General features: G+C 64.5%; 16 protein-coding genes. 8 read left to right on the plus strand and 8 right to left on the minus strand.

All coding sequences use genetic code 11. The features are described from left to right. Positions 1 to 10: 10 nt before the first annotated feature. Positions 11 to 607, plus strand: coding sequence for a DJ-1/PfpI family protein (locus FYC77_RS17295; protein WP_149082747.1), 597 nt, complete (start codon positions 11 to 13; stop codon positions 605 to 607). An 85-nt stretch (positions 608 to 692) separates the two neighbouring features. On the opposite strand, the gene FYC77_RS17300 is transcribed toward FYC77_RS17295, so the two are convergent. Beyond that, positions 693 to 3,260, minus strand: a complete 2,568-nt coding sequence (locus tag FYC77_RS17300) for a PAS domain-containing sensor histidine kinase (RefSeq protein WP_238387022.1) — start codon at positions 3,258 to 3,260, stop codon at positions 693 to 695. Between the two features lie 118 nt (positions 3,261 to 3,378). Between FYC77_RS17300 and FYC77_RS17305 the strand changes: the two genes are divergently transcribed. Beyond that, positions 3,379 to 4,032 (plus strand): HAD family hydrolase, encoded by a 654-nt coding sequence (locus FYC77_RS17305; protein WP_149082748.1) that lies wholly within the window; start codon positions 3,379 to 3,381, stop codon positions 4,030 to 4,032. A gap of 151 nt (positions 4,033 to 4,183) precedes the next feature. Here the strand turns inward: FYC77_RS17305 and FYC77_RS17310 are convergent, their stop codons facing one another. From FYC77_RS17310 to FYC77_RS17330, 5 genes are all read right to left on the minus strand, one after another. Beyond that, positions 4,184 to 6,541 (minus strand): DEAD/DEAH box helicase, encoded by a 2,358-nt coding sequence (locus FYC77_RS17310; RefSeq protein ID WP_149082749.1) that lies wholly within the window; start codon positions 6,539 to 6,541, stop codon positions 4,184 to 4,186. Between the two features lie 185 nt (positions 6,542 to 6,726). After that, on the minus strand, positions 6,727 to 7,008 hold the full coding sequence (locus FYC77_RS17315) for a hypothetical protein (RefSeq protein WP_160049039.1): 282 nt from the start codon (positions 7,006 to 7,008) through the stop codon (positions 6,727 to 6,729). Positions 7,009 to 7,206: 198 nt separating this feature from the next. Further along, positions 7,207 to 7,812, minus strand: coding sequence for a hypothetical protein (locus FYC77_RS17320; protein ID WP_149082750.1), 606 nt, complete (start codon positions 7,810 to 7,812; stop codon positions 7,207 to 7,209). Positions 7,813 to 7,902: 90 nt separating this feature from the next. Further along, complete coding sequence (locus FYC77_RS17325; RefSeq protein ID WP_149082751.1) at positions 7,903 to 8,418, minus strand: PH domain-containing protein; 516 nt, start codon at positions 8,416 to 8,418, stop codon at positions 7,903 to 7,905. 52 nt (positions 8,419 to 8,470) lie between these two features. Next, positions 8,471 to 9,208 (minus strand): YqjF family protein, encoded by a 738-nt coding sequence (locus FYC77_RS17330; protein WP_238387023.1) that lies wholly within the window; start codon positions 9,206 to 9,208, stop codon positions 8,471 to 8,473. A gap of 201 nt (positions 9,209 to 9,409) precedes the next feature. On the opposite strand from FYC77_RS17330, the gene FYC77_RS17335 reads away from it, so the two are divergent. From FYC77_RS17335 to lpdA, 6 genes are all read left to right on the plus strand, one after another. Then, positions 9,410 to 10,171, plus strand: coding sequence for an SDR family oxidoreductase (locus FYC77_RS17335; RefSeq protein WP_149082752.1), 762 nt, complete (start codon positions 9,410 to 9,412; stop codon positions 10,169 to 10,171). A 64-nt stretch (positions 10,172 to 10,235) separates the two neighbouring features. Then, a complete protein-coding gene (lipA, locus tag FYC77_RS17340; protein WP_149082753.1) occupies positions 10,236 to 11,228 on the plus strand; it encodes a lipoyl synthase in 993 nt (330 codons plus the stop codon). Between the two features lie 412 nt (positions 11,229 to 11,640). Further along, positions 11,641 to 12,771, plus strand: coding sequence for a pyruvate dehydrogenase (acetyl-transferring) E1 component subunit alpha (gene pdhA / locus FYC77_RS17345; RefSeq protein WP_149082754.1), 1,131 nt, complete (start codon positions 11,641 to 11,643; stop codon positions 12,769 to 12,771). A gap of 3 nt (positions 12,772 to 12,774) precedes the next feature. After that, a complete protein-coding gene (locus tag FYC77_RS17350) occupies positions 12,775 to 13,761 on the plus strand; it encodes an alpha-ketoacid dehydrogenase subunit beta (protein WP_149082755.1) in 987 nt (328 codons plus the stop codon). A 1-nt stretch (position 13,762) separates the two neighbouring features. Then, positions 13,763 to 15,388, plus strand: a complete 1,626-nt coding sequence (locus FYC77_RS17355; RefSeq protein ID WP_149082756.1) for a 2-oxo acid dehydrogenase subunit E2 — start codon at positions 13,763 to 13,765, stop codon at positions 15,386 to 15,388. Positions 15,389 to 15,472: 84 nt separating this feature from the next. Further along, positions 15,473 to 16,942 (plus strand): dihydrolipoyl dehydrogenase, encoded by a 1,470-nt coding sequence (gene lpdA / locus FYC77_RS17360; RefSeq protein ID WP_149082757.1) that lies wholly within the window; start codon positions 15,473 to 15,475, stop codon positions 16,940 to 16,942. 113 nt (positions 16,943 to 17,055) lie between these two features. Here the strand turns inward: lpdA and FYC77_RS17365 are convergent, their stop codons facing one another. Together FYC77_RS17365 and FYC77_RS17370 are read right to left on the minus strand one after the other, a co-directional pair. After that, positions 17,056 to 17,349: a DUF7521 family protein gene (locus FYC77_RS17365; RefSeq protein WP_149082758.1), complete on the minus strand. Its 294-nt coding sequence runs from the start codon at positions 17,347 to 17,349 to the stop codon at positions 17,056 to 17,058. Further along, complete coding sequence (locus FYC77_RS17370; protein WP_149082759.1) at positions 17,346 to 17,723, minus strand: winged helix-turn-helix domain-containing protein; 378 nt, start codon at positions 17,721 to 17,723, stop codon at positions 17,346 to 17,348. The genes FYC77_RS17365 and FYC77_RS17370 overlap by 4 nt, the downstream gene beginning before the upstream one ends. Positions 17,724 to 18,173 lie beyond the last annotated feature (450 nt).

Raw genomic sequence — 18,173 nt, forward strand, 5'->3', positions numbered from 1 at the left:
AGTATCGACCATGGTCGACGTCTCCGCGGAAATCGTGCTGTTCGAGGGGTTCGACGAACTCGACGCGATCGGTCCCTACGAGGTACTCGAGAACGGTGCCCAGGCCGGTGCGTCGATCGAGACCGATCTCGTGACGCTCGAGGAGACGGATCTCGTCACGGCGAGTCACGATCTCCGGGTCGAACCCGACGGAACGCTCGGGGATCCCGATCTGCTGATCGTCCCCGGCGGCGGGTGGACGACCGCCAACGAGGGCGTGCGCGCCGTCGTTGAAGATGGCGTCCTCCCCGACGCCGTCGACGAGCGCTTCACGGCCGGCGCGACGGTCGCGTCGGTCTGTACGGGGGCGATGATCCTCGCCGAGGCGGGGCTGCTCGAGGGTCGGCCCGCGACGACACACCACGTCGCGGTCGACGACCTCGCGGCCACCGACGCGAACGTGGTCGACGAACGGGTCGTCGACGACGGCGACGTACTCTCCGCGGGCGGCGTCACCTCCGGCATCGACCTGGCGCTGTGGCTCCTCGAGCGGGAGTTCGGCGCGGCCGTCGCGGACGACGTGGCACGGGAGATGGCCCACGAGCGTCGCGGTGAGGTCTTCGGCTAGCGGGCCGCAAGATCAGATCGTGTAACCACCTGACCGGAAACCGGTTCGCACAGTCGACGTGGGGGGTATGCGTCGGTACGAGGAACTACGCGTCGGGGAGCGTAAACGAAAACGTCGCGCCCTCGCCGGGGGTGGAGTCGACCCAGATATCGCCGCCGTGGCGTTCGACGATCCGCTGACAGAGCGCGAGCCCGATTCCGGTACCCGAGTACTCGTCGGGACCGTGCAGACGTCTGAACACCTCGAAGATGCGCTCCTGCCTGTCGGGTTCGATGCCGATCCCGTCGTCGGCGACGGAGACGGTCCACTCCGAGCCGCTCCGTTCGGCGGTTACGTGTATCTGTGGCGGTTCGTCTCCGCTGTACTCGATCGCGTTCGAAAGCAGGTTCTGGAACACCTGCCACAGCTGTTCTTCGTCGCCCTCGACGCGAGGCAGTTCGTCCACCGTGATCTCGGCGTCGTGATTCTCGATTTTCACCTGGAGATCCGTGCGAACGTTGTCGACGATCGCCTCCAGATCGACCGGCTCGAACTCGCCACCCTGGGTTTCGACTCGAGAGTACTCAAGGAGCCCGTCGATCATCTTGCGCATTCGGTCGGCTCCGTCGACGGCGTACGCGAGAAACTCCCGCCCGTCCTCGTCGAGGGTCTCGTCGTACCGACGCTCGATAAGCTGGAGGTACGACGAGACCATCCGAAGCGGTTCCTGGAGGTCGTGTGAGGCGGCGTAGGCGAACTGCTCTAAACGCTCGTTCGACTTCTCGAGGTCGGTGACCAGCGCCTCGAGTCGCTCCTGATACTGACGACGCTCGATGGCTTCCGCGAGGACGTTGGCGACGCTCCGGACGAAGTTGATGTCTTCGTCGGTAAACTCACGGGGGGTGGTGTCGTGGGTTCCCAGGATCCCCCACGGCTCGTCGAACGATCCGATGACGACGCTGATTCCGCTGTGAACGTCGTGGCTCCGCAGGAGATCGGGGCCGCTGAATCGCGATTCCGTCTCGAGGTTCTCGACGACGATCGGGTAATCGGTCGCCAGCGTGTACGCCGCCTGGGAATCGCCTTCGACCGCGGACACCGTCGCTTCGCCGACGAGACCGTCCGTCCAGCCGACACCCTGACGGAGCAGGAGGTGGTCGTTTTCGGCGTCGAGGTCGAGCACCTTGCAGTACTCGGTGCCGAGAACGCTTGCCACCTGCCGACTCGCTTCGTCCATGAGTTCGTCGACGTCGTCCGTTTCGAGGGCGAGTTGGCCGAGGTCGGAGACGACCCGTTGCTGACGGGCCCACTGCTCGAGTTTTCGTTCCCGTTCCTTGCGCTCGGAGATGTCGCGGACGACGCCGACGCGTCCCATCTCGCCGTCGACTTCGAACAGGTCGAACCGGCTCTCGACGGTCACCGAGGTGCCGTCGGACCGGTACAGCTCTTCTTCCAGGACGGCGATCTCTTTCTCCCCCGACTCGAGTTCGGCCTGTTTTTCGTCGGCGATGTCGACGAACGTTCCGCCGAAGACGGTCTCCGCGGCGGCGCCGACGAGTTCGTCACGGCCGTATCCGGTCATCGACGCGAACGCCTCGTTCACCATCGTGAACTGGCGGTTCCCGTCGAGGACGTACATCCCGTCGTCGATGGTCTCGACGATGCGCTCGTACTGCCGTAACTTCCGCTCACGCCGTTTTTGCTCGGTAATCTCGTGGAAGTAGACCGAGAGCCCCGACTCCGACGGGTAGATGGCGTTGTAGAACCACCGATCGATCGGATCGTAGTAATCCTCGAGAATCACGGATTCCTGCGTTTCGAGGGCTTCGTACAGCGCGCTCTCGAACGAGTCGGTGAGGGAGACCTCGTCTCGGATATCCCTACCGACTGTCTCCCCATCCAGGTCCAGTACGTCCGCCGCGTGGTCGTTCAGATAGATGAAGCGCAACTCCTCGTCGAGGGCGTAGAAGCCATCGGAGATCCGCTCGAAGACGTCGTCGAGTTCGCTCTCCAGTTCGTCGCGCTGGCGCTCGAGCCGGTCGGTCTGGGCCTCGAGCCGTTGCTCGTACTCCCGCCGGTCGGTCATATCCCGGGTGACCTTCGTGAACCCCTCGAGTTCGCCGTCCTCGTCTCGGATCGCCGAGATCGTGACGTTGGCCCAGAACGTCGACCCGTCGGCCCGGACTCGCCACCCTTCGTCCTCAGTCGAACCGCGGCGTGTAGCCTCCGTGAGGTTGTTCTCCGGAACGCCGGCCCTGCGATCGACGTCGGTGTAGAACGTCGAGAAGTGCGTACCGAGGATCTCGTCGGCCTCGTACCCCTTGATCCGTTCTGCACCCGAATTCCACGTTCGGACGCGCCCCTCGGGACCGAGCATGAAGATGGCGTACTCATCGGTTGCGTCGACGAGCGTCCGAAACTGCTCGTCAGACTGTCTTCCCACCTCTGTCGTCTCTCGTTCGTCCACAGATGGCTGCCACCAGACGCGCCCGCTCCCACCGACGTTCTTGGTCTCGAGGCAGCCGTGATCGACGAGTCGTTCCAGACGCTCGTAGGTGCTCCGACGGCCGGGGTCGACCCGTTCGGCGACCTCGGTCGTCGTCATGGGTGCTCCGCCCTCGTCGAAGAGAGCGAGCGTCTCCCGAAGCGCGTCGGTCAACTGTGGAACGGTCACTACTCCAGTTACAGGCGACGTACTCCAATAAAGCCTCCGTAGGTGGAGGAACTTCCGTCGCTCGACGACCAGTCGCCGACAAAACGGCTATACGCCCCGCTCGAGTAGCCGCCCGTAGATGTACGCAGTTCTGTTCGACATGGACGGCGTCCTCGTCGACAGCGAGGACTATTGGGTCGAGTTTCAGCGTGAGGAGATCCTCCCCGCGGCCGTCCCCGACGCGGACGTCGACGTCGCCGAAGTCACCGGCATGAACTACCGGGAGACGTACGACTACCTCGAGGAGGAGTACGGGACGGCGATAGGCCGCGAGGAGTTCGAAACCCGTTTCGAGGAGATCGCCCGCGAGATCTACCACGAGCACGTCGATATGCTGGACGGTCTCGAGGGCCTCCTCGAGCGACTCGACGACCGCGGCGTCACCACGGCGGTCGTCTCCTCCTCGCCACACGACTGGATCGACATCGTCGTAGCGCGGTTCGACCTCGCCGACGGGTTCGAGCACGTCGTCAGCGCCGAGGACGTCGACGCGGCGGGCAAACCGGAACCCGACGTCTTCGAGTACGCCGCGAGCGAGGCCGGCGTCCCCGCCGAGGAGTGTGTCGTCGTCGAGGACTCCGAGAACGGCGTCGAGGCGGGTGCTCGAGCCGGATCGACCGTCGTCGCCTACCGGATCGACGCCCACGACGATCTCGATCTCTCGCCGGCCGACGAGATCGTCGACACGCCCGCCGAGTTGTGCGAGACGGTACTCGCGTTGTGCAACCGATAGAAACCGACCGTCCGCGGCGTCGTCTCCGCCCGCCTGCGCTCGAGCGGATTACGTCGATGCGCCGCCTCTCGTACGGTTTACTGTAAGTCAGTTCCGGCGCAACCGCCGGACGGGTCGCGGTTGCGCCGGTAAATCGTTACAGTAATCCGTATCAGCGGACCTCGACGTGTCGACTCGCCTCGATCGGCACGAGTGGCTCCTCGGGGAACGCGACGCTGACGGTAAACTCGAGTTCCTCGGCGTCCGCGCCGAAGACGCCGACGGGGACCGTTTCCTCCTCGCGGAGATACGTGCTGGTGCTCGTCATCTCGACCCCGTTGACGGTCACGCGAACGCCCGCCCTGGCGGGCTCGCCGACGTTCTCGACTGTCACCTCGCAGACGTCGTTCTCGCCGGTCTCGATCGTTTCGGGGAACGATCCCCAGTCGACCTCGACGGAGGGGAGCGACTGGGCACCCTCGTAGACGCGTTCGGCAACCCCCTCCGAGAGGCCGGCGTCGACGAGCCCCGCCACGCCAGCGGTCACGACGTCGCCTGGCGTCGAGAGCCCCTCGGTCGCCAGCTTGCTCGCCCGGCCCGGCCCGACGCCGTCGATCGCCGTCAGGCCGACCGCGTCCTCGGCGACGCCGTTCTCGATTCTGGCCTCGGTTCGCTGGGCGAGGTTGGCTGCGTGCGGTCCCACGAACCGGTCGAGAAACGCCTCCAGCGCGGAGACGAGTCGGGTCGCGTTGCGCCGGATTACCCAGGCGTCGCTCCGTAACTCCGCCGGCGTGTTCCCGCTGGCCGCGCCCCGCAGAATCGCGAGGACCTTACGCTGGCCCGGCGAGAGATCCCTGGTATCCGCGCCGACCAGAACCGCGTCGATCGCGTCGCGTTCGTCCTGGCGAGCCGACACCGAATCGAACTCCGTCGCCGTCGCGACCGCCTCGAGGATCTCTTCGGTTTCCAGCCCGCTCCTGTCGTCGACGACCCGATCACACAGCTCCGCGAACGTGACTGCCGTCTCGAGGCGCAGGTAGTACTTCGAGGCGAGGACGCCCCGTGGCGTCGCCTCGATCGAGAGGTCCTCGCTAGTCTCGACGAAACCACGGTCGACCAGTTCCTCGAGGCAGTCGCGAACCCGGCCACGGAGGTCGGGAAAGTCGTACTCCTCGGGTTTGGACTGGCCGCGGACGTAATAAAAGGTCGTCTCGAGCCACGACATGACGTCCTCGACGTCGCCGATCGTCCCCATCGCGATCTCGGCGTTGAGGTGGGTCTCTAAGCTCTCCGCCAGGCGGGATTCGATCTCTTTCCCCTCGTTCAGCAGCCGACGGTACTTGTCGGCCTCCGCCGTATCGCAGACGACCCAGCCGTAGCCGACGTCGTCGTAGCCGGGACGACCGGCCCGGCCGAGCATCTGGAGGACGTCGAGCGGACTCATGTCCACCTCGCCTTCGAGCGGGTCGTGGAGCTTCGTATCGCGGATGACGACACAGCGGGCGGGGAGGTTCACCCCCCAGGCCAGCGTCGACGTCGAAAAGAGGAGCTCGACCCGACCTTCCTTGAACCACTTCTCGACGAGGTCACGGTCGTTCTTCGAGAGCCCGGCGTGGTGAAACGCCACGCCGTCGAGCACCGAGTTACGGAGCGTGTCGTTCTCGAGTTCCTTCGAGTCGGTGTGAAAGTCGTAGTCCCCGCGTGCGCCCATCGGGACGTCGCGTTCGGCGATCTCGTCTCTGGCCTTTTTCGCCGCCTGCACCGTATCCTGTCTCGAGGCGACGAAGACGAGCGCCTGGCCGTCCTCCCGAAGGTGTGGTTCGGCGAGGTCGAGCGCCCGATACAGCCGGCGGTACTTGTCGGCGAACGTGTTCTCGCCGTGCGTGTACGTTTTGACGCCGGCGTTCAAGTCGACGGGACGGTACTCGTCGCCGAACTCGAAGGTAGTCTCGGGGGGTGCATCGAGCCAGGCGGCTACATCGTCGACGTTGGGCATCGTCGCCGAGAGTGCAACGATTCGCGGATCACAGAGCCGCCGAAGTCGCGATATCGTCACCTCGAGGACCGATCCGCGTCGGTCGGCGTCGAGAAGATGAACCTCGTCGATGACGCAGACGTCGACGTCGGTGACGAAGTCGTAGCGCCGTGAGTCGTGTTTGCGGGTGGCCGAGTCGAGTTTCTCGGGGGTCATCACGAGGATGTCCGCTCGCCGGGCGCGGCGGGGATTGAGATCGCGCTCGCCCGTGACGACGTACACCGAGTACTCGAGGTCCTCGAAGCGGTCCCAGTCGTCTTCTTTCTCGTTCGTCAGCGCCCGCATGGGGGCGATAAACAGCGCGGTCCCGCCGTCGGCGAGTGCCTTACAGATCGCCAGTTCGGCGAGGGCGGTCTTTCCCGAGGCCGTCGGTGCGCTCGCGACGACGTTGTCCTCACGCTCGATGAGCGCGGGGAGGGCCTCGCGTTGCATCCGGTTGAACTCCTCAAAGGCGAAGGCGTCGGCAAACTCGGGAAGAACCTCGGCAACCTCCATCACACGAAAACGGGATGTGCCGGGTGAAAGGCGTTTCCTTCCGGGGCGACACCGCTCTCGGCGGGTGAAAGAACGGACGACTGTGTCGTCGTCGATCGATCAAACTTCTCGGCTGATGGCCGTCGGTGTCGGACGGTCCACGAACGGTTCGTGGTCGGCCCGACAACTCGGGACGGCGATCCGTTCTAGACCGTAATCTCGCCGTCGTTGATCTTTCCTGCCTGGAGATACGCGTCAGCCGCTGCGCCGATGTGGAACAGCGGCGAGAGGAACATCAGCAGGAACCCGATGAAAAGCAACATCGTGACGAAGACAACGATCCAGAAGACGACGTACGCCCCCAGGATGATGCCGCCGCGTTTCGTCTGGCCGTTGTAAATCTGCCCAACACCCGGAATGAAAAACGAGATAATTGCCGACAGTATCTCGTTTACTTCGTCGTTGCCCGTTGTAGCTGCATTTGCCATAGTATCGTACCAGGTCCGAATACCGATGCAAACTACTTATACTCTACGGGTATGTGATATGTTCGACGAACGTCTCCTATCATTTTGCAGTCTGGCGAAAACGAGCTGGCGTCAACCTTCTTCTCACACCTTTCGTGCGGATGTAAAAATGATTCGTGGTGAAACCGACGTCCCCGAAACTCCGCGCTCCGTTCGCGTCTACCCGCCACGCGAGGCGACGAGCGCGACGAGTGTCGCACCGACGGTCGCGAACAGGAGCGGATACAGGATGCCGGCGAGAAGAACGGCGGGGACGACCGCAGGCCCCATCGTTCCGCTCGCCTCGATGCCGAGGAACGTGGCCTCCGAGCTCGTCTCGGTGACGACGGCACCGAGCCCCATCACGACGACGTAGCCGACGGTGACCGGTGCCCCGACGACGACGGCCTCGCCGAGGTCGCGTGCCTCGAGGTGAGAGGCCAGTAATCCGCCGGCGCCGATGAGTACAAGCGGCGGGACGAGATAGAGCACCGTCGTACTCGTCGCGCCCGACTCGGTGATGAAGTTTACCGTCTCGGCTCGTCCGAACGAACCGATCTCGCCGCTGGCGTGGACGTCGACCGCGTGGGCGTTGTAGTAGTACCAGGCGACGCCTTTCCACTCGGCGACGTTCCCGCCGAGGGATTCGTGAACCTCGCTTGCGACCGCTAGATACGTGATCAAGTAGCCGACTGCGGCGGTCAGCACGCCAACCCCCGCACTCGCCGCAATACTCGTCCCGCGCGATACCGGCTGTGCGGACGATGGCAGTTGCTGTCGTGCCATTGTACCGCTTCCGTTCTCCGTTGATGTAATGGGCTTTGTGGTTTCACCGAGAGAACGTCGCCCACGATTACGGCGTTCTGATCCGAGCGTTCACCGAACCGGTTCGTCCGTCGCGCTCCCCTCGAGCCGATCGCTCAACACGCTCGAGGCGGCTTCGGGACGGGGAACGCGCTCGAACGTGAGTTCCGGATCGCCCGAGCCGGCGGTGTAGACGGTCAGGTCGCCGAACCCGACAAGTCGGCCGAGCATCGACTGTCGCAGGCTCGTGTTCTGGATCCGGTCCAGGCGAAACTGGGTGACGTCCCGCGAGATCACACCCCGTTTCTTGTACAGTTCACTCGAGGTGATCACGTAGCGGGTGTTCGTCCAGACCAGATAGCGTGCGGCCACGACCGCAGTGCCCGCGACGGCGAGGACGACGCCAAGAACCGTCCAGATCCCGACTCCCTCGGCTCCCGTCCAGCCGGCGACGAACAGTCCGACGATGACGACACCGATCGCGATCGGCACGCCTGTTCCCATCGCGATCGGGTGCGGTCGACTCTCCCAGACGACTTCCTCGTCGTCGCTGATGTGAAACCAGTCGGGGGTCGTGCCGAACGCCATCGGCCCGCGCTATTCCGTTGCTGGCCGTAAATCTGTCGGGGGTATGGGGTGGCTACGTGTGGAAATCGGTGCTGTCGGGCTCACCACCGATCCTGTTGTCGTCCCCTACGACCTCGCTCGCGCGCGCTCGGACGTCGAGTCCCGGACTGTAGAAATAGACGGGATCGGCGTCGGGGACGGCGAAGCCGTTCGCCTGCAACAGCGTGTTCGTCTCGACCTCGGCACTCGCCGGATAGAGCGTCCACGGTTCGTGGTCGACGCCCGTTCGCCGGAGCGTGCCGTCTGGCGCCTCGGTGAAGAAGCTGTAGCGTTCGACCAGAAACCGAGCCAGCGGATCGTCGGGCGCCGAGATTGGCGCTCCGGTCGGCCAGTAGGTCGCCTCGTACTCGGCGGGCCGCGCTCCGGGGTGGCGACGACGGCTCGAGAACGCAATCCGCCCCTCACGGGGCTCGAGGGAGATCCGCGCGTAGTAGTACGGCAGGTGATGAAAGAGCCGCGCGCCGATGACGCTCGCGACCCCCTGGGCGTCCAGATTGAAAAAGTAGACGGCGGGTTCGCCGTCGTAGGTGACGTACGTCCGGAGGTTGAGTTCGGGAAGGCGGATCCCCAGCCGCCGCGGAACGCCCGCCGGACGGACGGCCACGTTCGTGAACGGAACTGCCGAGAGCCACGCGGTCCCGTCGTGTTCGTCGACCGCGAGTCGGTCGGGCAGGTGTGCGTCGACGACGTCGGGGGCGACCGGCCAGTTTTCGAACAACAGGTGACGCCAGCCCATCTCGAGGGGGACCATACCGTAAACTCGGGATGTCGGCCAATTAACTGTATCGTCCGTTCGGCGTCTATCCGTCGGGACGGCGTTCGAACTCCGTCGGATCCTCGGATACGTTTCACTCGATACGGCGTTGGATCAATGCAGATCGGCTGCGGTGTCCCACTCAGGCTCGTCGTTTATGCCGTCTCGAGGTGAACGACGGACGCACGGGTATCCGATATGAAGGGAATCGAAGGAACGGCCGGCTTAGTAACCGGCGCCGGATCGGGAATCGGGCGAGCAACTGCAAAACGGTTCGCTGCGGAAGGCGCGCAGGTAGTCGTCGCGGACGTCGACGAAGACGGCGGCCACGAAACCGTCGAGCAGATCGAAGACGACGGCGGCGACGCCACGTTCGTCGAAACCGACGTGACCGACGAATCCGACGTCGAGCAGATGGTCGAGGAGACGGTAGACACGTACGGCCAACTCGACTTCGCGCACAACAACGCCGGTATCGGCGCCGAGATGGTTCCGCTGACGGAACAAACCGAGGACACGTGGGATTCCCTGTACGAGATCAACCTCAAAGGCGTCTGGCGTTGTCTGAAAGAAGAAATTCCCGTCATGCTCGAACACGGCGGCGGTGCCATCGTCAACACCTCCTCGGTGTCTGGCCTGGGCGGCGACTTGAACATGACGCCGTACAACTCGACGAAACACGGCGTCGTCGGTCTCACTCGGAGCGCTGCCCTCGAGTTCGGTGGCGAGGGGATCCGGATAAATGCGGTCTGTCCCGGTGTGATCGAAACGCCGATGGTGAACGAATTACTGGAGACCGCCCCCGACGACGTCGAGCAGATGATAATCGGCCGGCCGATGGATCGGTTCGGTCAACCGGACGAGGTCGCCAGCGCAACCGTCTGGCTCTGCTCTGACGACGCCTCGTTCATCACGGGCCATCCGCTGGCCATCGACGGCGGCGTTACAGCGCTGCACTGATCGCCGAACGCGACCGGGTTCGTGATGGCGACGATTTTTCACGGCGCGTCCCCAATAGACTGGTATGAGCAGCGTACGCAAGCCCGACTGGCTCAAGAGCCGCCCGCCGTCGGGACGGGAGTTCGCAGACATTCGGGAGACGCTGCGCGAACGGAATCTCCACACCGTCTGTGAGGAAGCCAACTGTCCGAACCTCGGCGAGTGCTGGTCGGGACGGTCGTCCTCGAGACGCGGTTCGGCTGGCGAACACGCCGGTGGAGACGGCGACCCACCCGCGGGAGAGGGGGGTGGCACCGCGACGTTCATGCTCATGGGCGATCGCTGCTCTCGAGGCTGTAACTTCTGTGACGTCGAGACGGGCGGGATGGAGCCACTCGACCCGGACGAACCCGAAAACGTCGCGGAGGCGGTCGCCGAGATCGGCCTCGACTACGTCGTCCTCACGAGCGTCGACCGCGACGACCTCCCCGACCAGGGGGCGGGCCACTTCGCCGAGACGATCCGCGAGATCAAAGCGCGCCATCCGGGCATTCTCGTCGAGGTGCTCATCCCCGATTTCCAGGGCGAGGAGCGTCTGGTACGAAAGATAATCGACGCCGATCCGGACGTAATCGCACACAACGTCGAGACCGTTTCCCGCCTCCAGTACCCCGTGCGGGACCGCCGGGCCGGCTACGAGCAATCGCTGTCGGTCTTAGCGCAAGTCGAGCGTGAATCCGACACCTACACCAAGACCTCGATCATGCTCGGTCACGGCGAGTACGACCACGAGGTCTACCAGACCCTAGCGGACTGTCGCGAGCGCGGCGTCGACATCGTCACGCTCGGTCAGTACCTGCGTCCCTCGAGAAGTCACCTCGAGGTTCAGCGGTACGACCACCCGGACAAGTACGAGACGTGGCGTCAGGTCGCCGAAGAGGAGTTAGGCTTCCTCTACTGTGCCAGCGGGCCGATGGTTCGCTCCTCGTACAAGGCCGGCGAGCTGTTCGTCGACGCCGTCCTGCGAGAGGGCAAAAGCGTCGAGAAAGCGCGCGACGAGGCGCGCAGGACAGTCTGATACGAATTGCTGTCCCTGTGTCCCGCCGCTCCCGGAAAACGGGTCACGGGAGCGGCGGTACCGACCTCCAGTAAACCGTATGACCCTGTCAGTTCGACCCTCGGAACGGTCAGTGCTCGGCGATCGGTTTTGACTTTCACGTACCGCCACCCGAGTGCCTGCCTCGTCCTCGAGCGTCTCTCCACTCGAGGTGTTGTGCTGCGGTAGTGGCGGTACCTGTCGTCGAATGTACGTGTTGAAACCGCTCGTGGATAATTCCCGAATCTAACCCGCTGTCGACTCTATATTTGTCTACCTGTCTCTCGAATCACTGTCGTCGTGTGGCAATAATCTCACAGATAGTAAACTATATCGGGGAAAATCCTTTATCCTGAGCGATATATTATTCGGATATGTGCAGGTGGGTTCACCCGTGAGCACGATACAGCGCGACCCCCGAGAACGAGTACAGGTACTCGACGAGGCAGGTCGAGTCCTCGAGGGGGCCGACGTACCCGACCTCTCGGAGGGGACGCTCGTCGAGATGTACGAGCAGATGCGCCTGGCCCGCCGGTTCGACGAACGGGCGGTAAGTCTCCAGCGCCAGGGGCGGATGGGGACCTATCCGCCGCTGTCGGGCCAGGAGGGGTCACAGATCGGTAGCGCCCACGCCTTAGACGAGGAGGACTGGGTGTTCCCGAGCTACCGCGAGCACGGGGTCGGCCTCGTCCGCGGTCTCACCCTCGAGCGTACCTTACTGTACTGGATGGGCCACGAGCGGGGCAACTACATCCCCGAGGACGTCAACATCTTCTCGGTCGCGGTTCCCATCGCGACGCAGATCCCCCACGCGGTGGGCGCAGCGTGGGCCTCGACGCTCACCGACGAACGCAAGGCGTTTCTCTGCTATTTCGGTGACGGCGCGACCTCCGAGGGCGATTTCCACGAGGCTCTGAATTTCGCGGGCGTCTTCGACACCCCGAACGTGTTCTTCTGTCAGAACAACCAGTGGGCGATCTCGGTTCCGAGAGAACGCCAGACGGCGAGTGCGACCCTCGCCCAGAAGGCCGAGGCCTACGGCTTTGAGGGCGTCCAGGTCGACGGGATGGATCCGCTCGCGGTGTACAAGGTCACTCGCGACGCGGTCGAGAAGGCCAAACAGTCCGACGAAACCGCCGACGAAGCGCCGGGACGGGCGACCCGGCCGACGCTGATCGAGGCCGTCCAGTACCGCTTTGGGGCACACACCACCGCCGACGACCCCTCGGTCTACCGCGACGACGACGAGGTCGAACGCTGGAAACAGAAGGACCCGATCCCGCGACTCGAGACCTACCTCCGCCACCGGGGAATTCTGGACGACGAGCGCGTCGACGCCATCGAAGAACGGATCGAGACGGCGGTCGCCGAGGCGATCGACACCGTCGAGGGAACACAACGGCCGGACCCCGAGGAGATTTTTGCACACGTCTACGAGGGAATGCCAAAACGATTACGTCGCCAACTCGAGTACCTCGAGACGGTTCGCGACCGACACGGCGACGACGCGCTACTGGAGGGTTAACAGATGGCAGCAGAATCGGAAAACCTCACCCTGGTACAGGCGGTTCGGGACGGATTGCACGCGGAGATGGAACGCGACGAGGACGTCATCGTCATGGGCGAAGACGTCGGGAAAAACGGCGGCGTCTTCCGCGCGACCGAAGGGCTCTACGAGGCGTTCGGCGAGGACCGCGTCGTCGACACACCGCTCGCCGAGTCCGGCATCGTCGGAACCGCGATCGGGATGGCAGCCTACGGGATGAAGCCTGTTCCCGAGATCCAGTTCATGGGCTTTATCTACCCCGCGTTCGACCAGATCGTCTCGCACGCCGCGCGCTTGCGGACGCGTTCGCGCGCGAGATTTACGTGCCCGATGGTCGTTCGTGCGCCCTACGGCGGCGGAATTCGCGCGCCCGAACACCACTCCGAGTCGACGGAGGCGATGTTCGTCCACCAGCCCGGACTCAAGGTGGTCGTCCCCTCCACGCCGTACGACACGAAGGGGCTGTTGACGAGTGCGATCCGTGACCCCGATCCGGTGATCTTCTTAGAGCCGAAACTCATCTACCGGGCGTTTCGCGAGGAGATCCCGAACGAGTCCTACGAGGTGCCGATCGGCGAGGCCGCCGTCCGTCGCGCGGGCTCGGATATCTCCGTCTACACGTGGGGTGCGATGACTCGGCCGACGCTCGAGGCTGCGGACAATCTCGACGGCGAGATCGACGTCGAGGTGGTCGACTTGCGGACGCTGTCACCGTTAGACGAGGCGGCGATAGTCGACTCCTTCGAGAAAACCGGCCGCGCTGCCGTGGTCCACGAAGCGCCGAAAACCGGCGGGTTGGCCGGCGAGATCATCGCAACCCTCCAGGAGGAGTCGTTGCTCTATCAGGAGGCGCCGGTCGAGCGCATCACCGGCTTCGACACGCCGTTCCCGCTGTACGCCCTCGAGGACTACTACCTGCCAGAAGCCGCCCGTATCGAAGACGGCATCCGGAACGCGATGGAGTTCTGAGATGGTCCGCAAGTTCCAACTCCCCGACGTCGGCGAGGGGGTCGCGGAGGGCGAACTGGTCTCGTGGCTCGTCGCGGAAGGCGACGACGTGAGCGAGGATCAGCCGGTCGCGGAGGTCGAGACCGACAAGGCGCTGGTGGAGGTCCCGGCGCCGGTCGACGGCTCAGTGCGGGAGTTGCGCTACGAGGAGGGCGACGTCATCCCCGTCGGCGAGGTGTTCGTCACCTTCGACGTCGACGGCAAACTGGAAGATCGAGAACCCGAGGCCGACCGCGCCAGCAAACCGGCCGACGTCGACGGGTCCGAGGGGACGACCGACGACGTGGGGGATACCGGCGGCGAGCCCGCGGGCGACCCCGACGCCGGGACGGCCGAGATCGAGACGCCCCAGGAACGGGTCTTCGCGCCCCCGCGCGTGAGACGGCTGGCGCGCGAGGAGGGAATCGTCCTCTCGAGACTCGAGGGAAGCGGCCCCGACGGGCGAGTGACTACGGTCGACGTTCGGGCCGCCGCCGGTTCGGCGGGCGTCACGGAAGACGACGAGGCGGAGCCGTCGGAAACCGGATCAGCGTCGTCCGCCGATTCGGACACGGTGGAACCGGCGAGCGCAGGGGCGGAGTCCGCGGGTCAGGATCCGAGTCGCGAGGCGAGTGCCGATCCGTCGCCACAGGTCGAATCGTCGGATCGCGAGCGGACGCTCGCCGCGCCCGCGACCCGTCGAATCGCTCAGGAGGAAGGCGTCGACCTCGACGTCGTTCCTGCGGCCGAACAGCGAGACGGCGAGGCGTTCGTCACTCCGGAAGCGGTTCGGGAGTACGCCGACCCCCAGCGCCGCCCACAGCAGGCCGACCGCGAAGCGCTCGAGGCTTGCGAGGCGGCTGCCGGGGAGACCGAACCCGAGTTCGCCGAGGGCGAGCGCGAGCGTCGCGACCCCTTCAGTGGGGTGCGAAAGCGAATCGCGGAGGCGATGGTCGAATCGAAGTACAGCGCCCCACACGTCACCCACCACGACGAGGTCGACGTGACGGCCCTCGTCGAGGCCCGCGAGCGGCTCAAACCGCGAGCCGAGGAACAGGGGATTCGGCTGACGTACATGCCGTTTATCATGAAAGCCGTGGTCGCCGCACTCGAGGAGTTCCCGGAGATGAACGCGGTGATCGACGAGGAACACGAGGAGATCGTCTACCGCGATTACTACAACCTCGGCGTGGCGACGGCCACCGACGTCGGACTGATGGTACCGGTCGTCGAGGACGCCGACCGAAAAGGCCTCTTGCAACTGTCCTCCGAGATGAACGAACTCGTCCAGAAGGCTCGAGAACGCTCGGTTTCTCCCGAGGAACTGCGAGGATCGACGTTCACCGTGACGAACGTCGGCGGTATCGGCGGCGAGTACGCGACGCCAATCTTGAACTACCCCGAGGCGGGCATCCTGGCGATCGGCGAGATCAAGCGCAAACCCCGCGTTGTGACCGACGAGAGCGGAGACGAGTCGATCGAGCCACGGTCCGTGTTGACGCTCTCGCTGTCGTTCGACCACCGGCTTGTCGACGGTGCCGTCGGCGCGCGGTTTACGAACACCGTCATGGAGTACCTCGAGAACCCCGAACTCCTGTTGCTCGAGTGATCGCGCGGGACGACCTCTCCGGTCTCCGGCTCCCGCCGACGTCGTCCCATACCTACACAACCCCTCGCCCCGTTCGCTCGAGTAATGGTCGTTGGAGACGTCACCACCGGAACCGACGTACTGATCATCGGCGCTGGCCCCGCGGGGTACGTGGCTGCGATCCGCGCCGGACAGCTCGATCTGGACGTCACGCTCGTCGAGAAAGAGGCCTACGGCGGCGCGTGTCTGAACCACGGCTGTATCCCCTCGAAGGCGTTGATCACCGCGACGGACGTCGCCCACGAGGCCCGCCACGCCGAGGAGATGGGGATCCACGCCGACCCCGCGATCGATCTCTCGGGGATGGTCGGCTGGAAGGACGAGGTCGTCTCACAGCTTACGGGCGGCGTCGAGAAACTCTGTAAGGCAAACGGCGTCAACTTGCTCGAGGGAACCGCCACGTTCGTCGACGACCACACTGTTCGGGTCTCCCACAGCGGCGACGGACAGGGGTCGGAGACCCTCGAGTTCGAACACGCGATCGTCGCGACCGGCTCCCGTCCCATCTCGATCCCCGATTTTTCGTTCGACGATCCGCCAATTTTGAACTCCCGCCAGGCACTCGCCCTCGAGTCGGTCCCCGACTCCATGGCCATCGTCGGCGGCGGCTACATCGGGATGGAGCTCGCGACCGTCTTCACGAAACTCGGCACCGACGTCACGGTCGTCGAGATGCTCGAGTCGATCCTGCCGGGGTACGACGACGACCTCAAACGACCGGTCAAAAAACGTGCGAGCGATCTCGGCGTCGACTTTCAGTTCGGCTACACCGCCTCCGAGTGGTACGAACCGGACGGCGGGGTTCGCCTCGTCGCACAGCCAGCCGACGACGCCGCGGCCGATGGCGGAACCGAGGGCGCGGAGGCGGTCGAATCGGAACGACTGGAACTCGACGTCGAGAAGATCCTCATCGCCGTCGGTCGCGAACCCGTCTCCGACACGCTCGACCTCGAGGCCGTCGGCGTCGAGACCGACGAGCGCGGGTTCATCGAAACCGATTCGCGCGCGCGTACGAACGTCGACCACGTCTTCGCCGCCGGCGATGTCGCGGGCGAGCCGATGCTCGCCCACAAAGGGAGCATGGAGGGGCAGGTCGCCGCCGAGGTGATCGCCGGCGAACCGGCCGCCATCGACTCCCAGGCAATTCCTGCCGTCGTCTTCACCGATCCCGAGATCGCGACCGTCGGCATGACCGAGACGGAAGCCGAGGAGGCCGGCTTCGAGCCCGTCGTCGGCCAGTTTCCGTTCCGGGCCAGCGGCCGCGCGCTGACGACCGGCGAGTCTGACGGCTTCGTCACGATCGTCGCCGACGAGTCGGAGGGGTACGTCTTGGGCGCGAGCATCGTCGGCCCCGAAGCCTCGGAGCTGATCGCCGAACTCGGCCTCGCGATCGAACTCGGCGCAACCCTCGAGGACGTCGCCTCGACGGTCCACGCCCATCCGACCCTTTCCGAATCGGTGATGGAAGCCGCCGAGAACGCACTCGGACACGCAATCCACACCCTAAACCGGTAGTTCGTGATCTGTGGCCGTCGCCGAACGGAACTCTCAACCGTCGACGCCGTCAAAATCCCATCTCTCGCCGGATACGACGGATAAACTGGGTCCGCGACTCGACCGTCGACCGCTCACTGCACGTACAACGAGTACGCGATCACCACAAAGCCCGCGAGAACGAGTAGACTCTCGAGTAAGATCCCTATCGCCAGCGGCACGTCGAGGAGTTCATAGAGCATTCCCGCCAACACCAATCCGAGCGTGACGAGACCGAACCCGCCCGCGAGTAACCCGAGTGCCCGCTGTCTGGTCCGGCGATAGGCTTTGAATGCGAAGTACGTGATGACACTCCCGACGACTAACACGAGCGTCTTTACGATTGCGAGCGCGAGGGCGAGTTCGGTCGCTTCAGCGTACGGGCTCATGTCTCCTTTCGCACCTCCGACCAGAGTTCGGCCAGTCGCTCGTCTGCCGTCCGGGCCGGCCGCTCGATCTGCACGCCGAGGGTCCGGTCGTCCTCCAGTGCGAGCGTGATCTCGTCGAATGCGACCGAGTACTTACTCGCGTGGTGACCGTCCCGGCGAATCTCGGTCGACTCCTCGAGTAACGTCGAGTCGGTGAGCAACTCGAGCTTTCGGTACAACGTCGATTGGGGGATGTCACACCGCTTCGTGAGCTCAGAAGCCGTCATAGGTTCCTCGAGATTCCGGATAATCTCTCGGCAGTCGGGATCGTCGAGCGCGGCGCAGATCTCCTCCGCCGGTGGGGTCGACTCCGAGGCGATCGAGTCCCGGACCATTCGTTCGTCCCTTACGACCCACGTGGTTTATTCGCATCGATGCGTGTCGTTCCCGATTCGTCGCTTTCGGCGTCTCGGATGTGTTCGTCCCCCCATCTATCGGTTTTTGGTTCGCCCACACACGAAGCCTTCTTGCGCATGCGCGTCCGTAGATTCGAACTACGCGGGCATCATCCGGTCCGACCGCGTCTACAAGGGCGGAATGACCGACCGACCTCCTCCCGCGTGACACCTGATCTCGAGTGACTGCTCTCGGCTCGAGCGGCCCCGGTCGGTGTAACCTTTTCACATGGTATCGTGTTCCGATGTGCTGCTCGTTCGACGGCCTTATGTATGGACCCGGACCTCGTCATGAATACGAACGACGCGGCGTCGGTCGCCGCGTTCTCCGGCCGTATTCCGGCACGGAGAGCATACGCATCCACTACGCCTCGGACGGTGACGGCGGCT

Source organism: Natrialba swarupiae (genome assembly GCF_008245225.1).
GTDB classification, from domain to species: domain Archaea; phylum Halobacteriota; class Halobacteria; order Halobacteriales; family Natrialbaceae; genus Natrarchaeobius; species Natrarchaeobius swarupiae.

Excerpts from the sequence above, each read along its gene's own strand:
- FYC77_RS17295 (WP_149082747.1), top strand. The coding sequence starts at position 11 with ATGGTCGACGTCTCCGCGGAAATCGTGCTGTTCGAGGGGTTCGACGAA.
- FYC77_RS17305 (WP_149082748.1), top strand. The coding sequence starts at position 3,379 with ATGTACGCAGTTCTGTTCGACATGGACGGCGTCCTCGTCGACAGCGAG.
- FYC77_RS17310 (WP_149082749.1), bottom strand. The coding sequence starts at position 6,541 with ATGGAGGTTGCCGAGGTTCTTCCCGAGTTTGCCGACGCCTTCGCCTTT.
- FYC77_RS17315 (WP_160049039.1), bottom strand. The coding sequence starts at position 7,008 with ATGGCAAATGCAGCTACAACGGGCAACGACGAAGTAAACGAGATACTG.
- FYC77_RS17320 (WP_149082750.1), bottom strand. The coding sequence starts at position 7,812 with ATGGCACGACAGCAACTGCCATCGTCCGCACAGCCGGTATCGCGCGGG.
- FYC77_RS17325 (WP_149082751.1), bottom strand. The coding sequence starts at position 8,418 with ATGGCGTTCGGCACGACCCCCGACTGGTTTCACATCAGCGACGACGAG.
- FYC77_RS17330 (WP_238387023.1), bottom strand. The coding sequence starts at position 9,208 with ATGGTCCCCCTCGAGATGGGCTGGCGTCACCTGTTGTTCGAAAACTGG.
- FYC77_RS17335 (WP_149082752.1), top strand. The coding sequence starts at position 9,410 with ATGAAGGGAATCGAAGGAACGGCCGGCTTAGTAACCGGCGCCGGATCG.
- lipA (WP_149082753.1), top strand. The coding sequence starts at position 10,236 with ATGAGCAGCGTACGCAAGCCCGACTGGCTCAAGAGCCGCCCGCCGTCG.
- FYC77_RS17350 (WP_149082755.1), top strand. The coding sequence starts at position 12,775 with ATGGCAGCAGAATCGGAAAACCTCACCCTGGTACAGGCGGTTCGGGAC.
- FYC77_RS17355 (WP_149082756.1), top strand. The coding sequence starts at position 13,763 with ATGGTCCGCAAGTTCCAACTCCCCGACGTCGGCGAGGGGGTCGCGGAG.
- lpdA (WP_149082757.1), top strand. The coding sequence starts at position 15,473 with ATGGTCGTTGGAGACGTCACCACCGGAACCGACGTACTGATCATCGGC.
- FYC77_RS17365 (WP_149082758.1), bottom strand. The coding sequence starts at position 17,349 with ATGAGCCCGTACGCTGAAGCGACCGAACTCGCCCTCGCGCTCGCAATC.
- FYC77_RS17370 (WP_149082759.1), bottom strand. The coding sequence starts at position 17,723 with ATGGTCCGGGACTCGATCGCCTCGGAGTCGACCCCACCGGCGGAGGAG.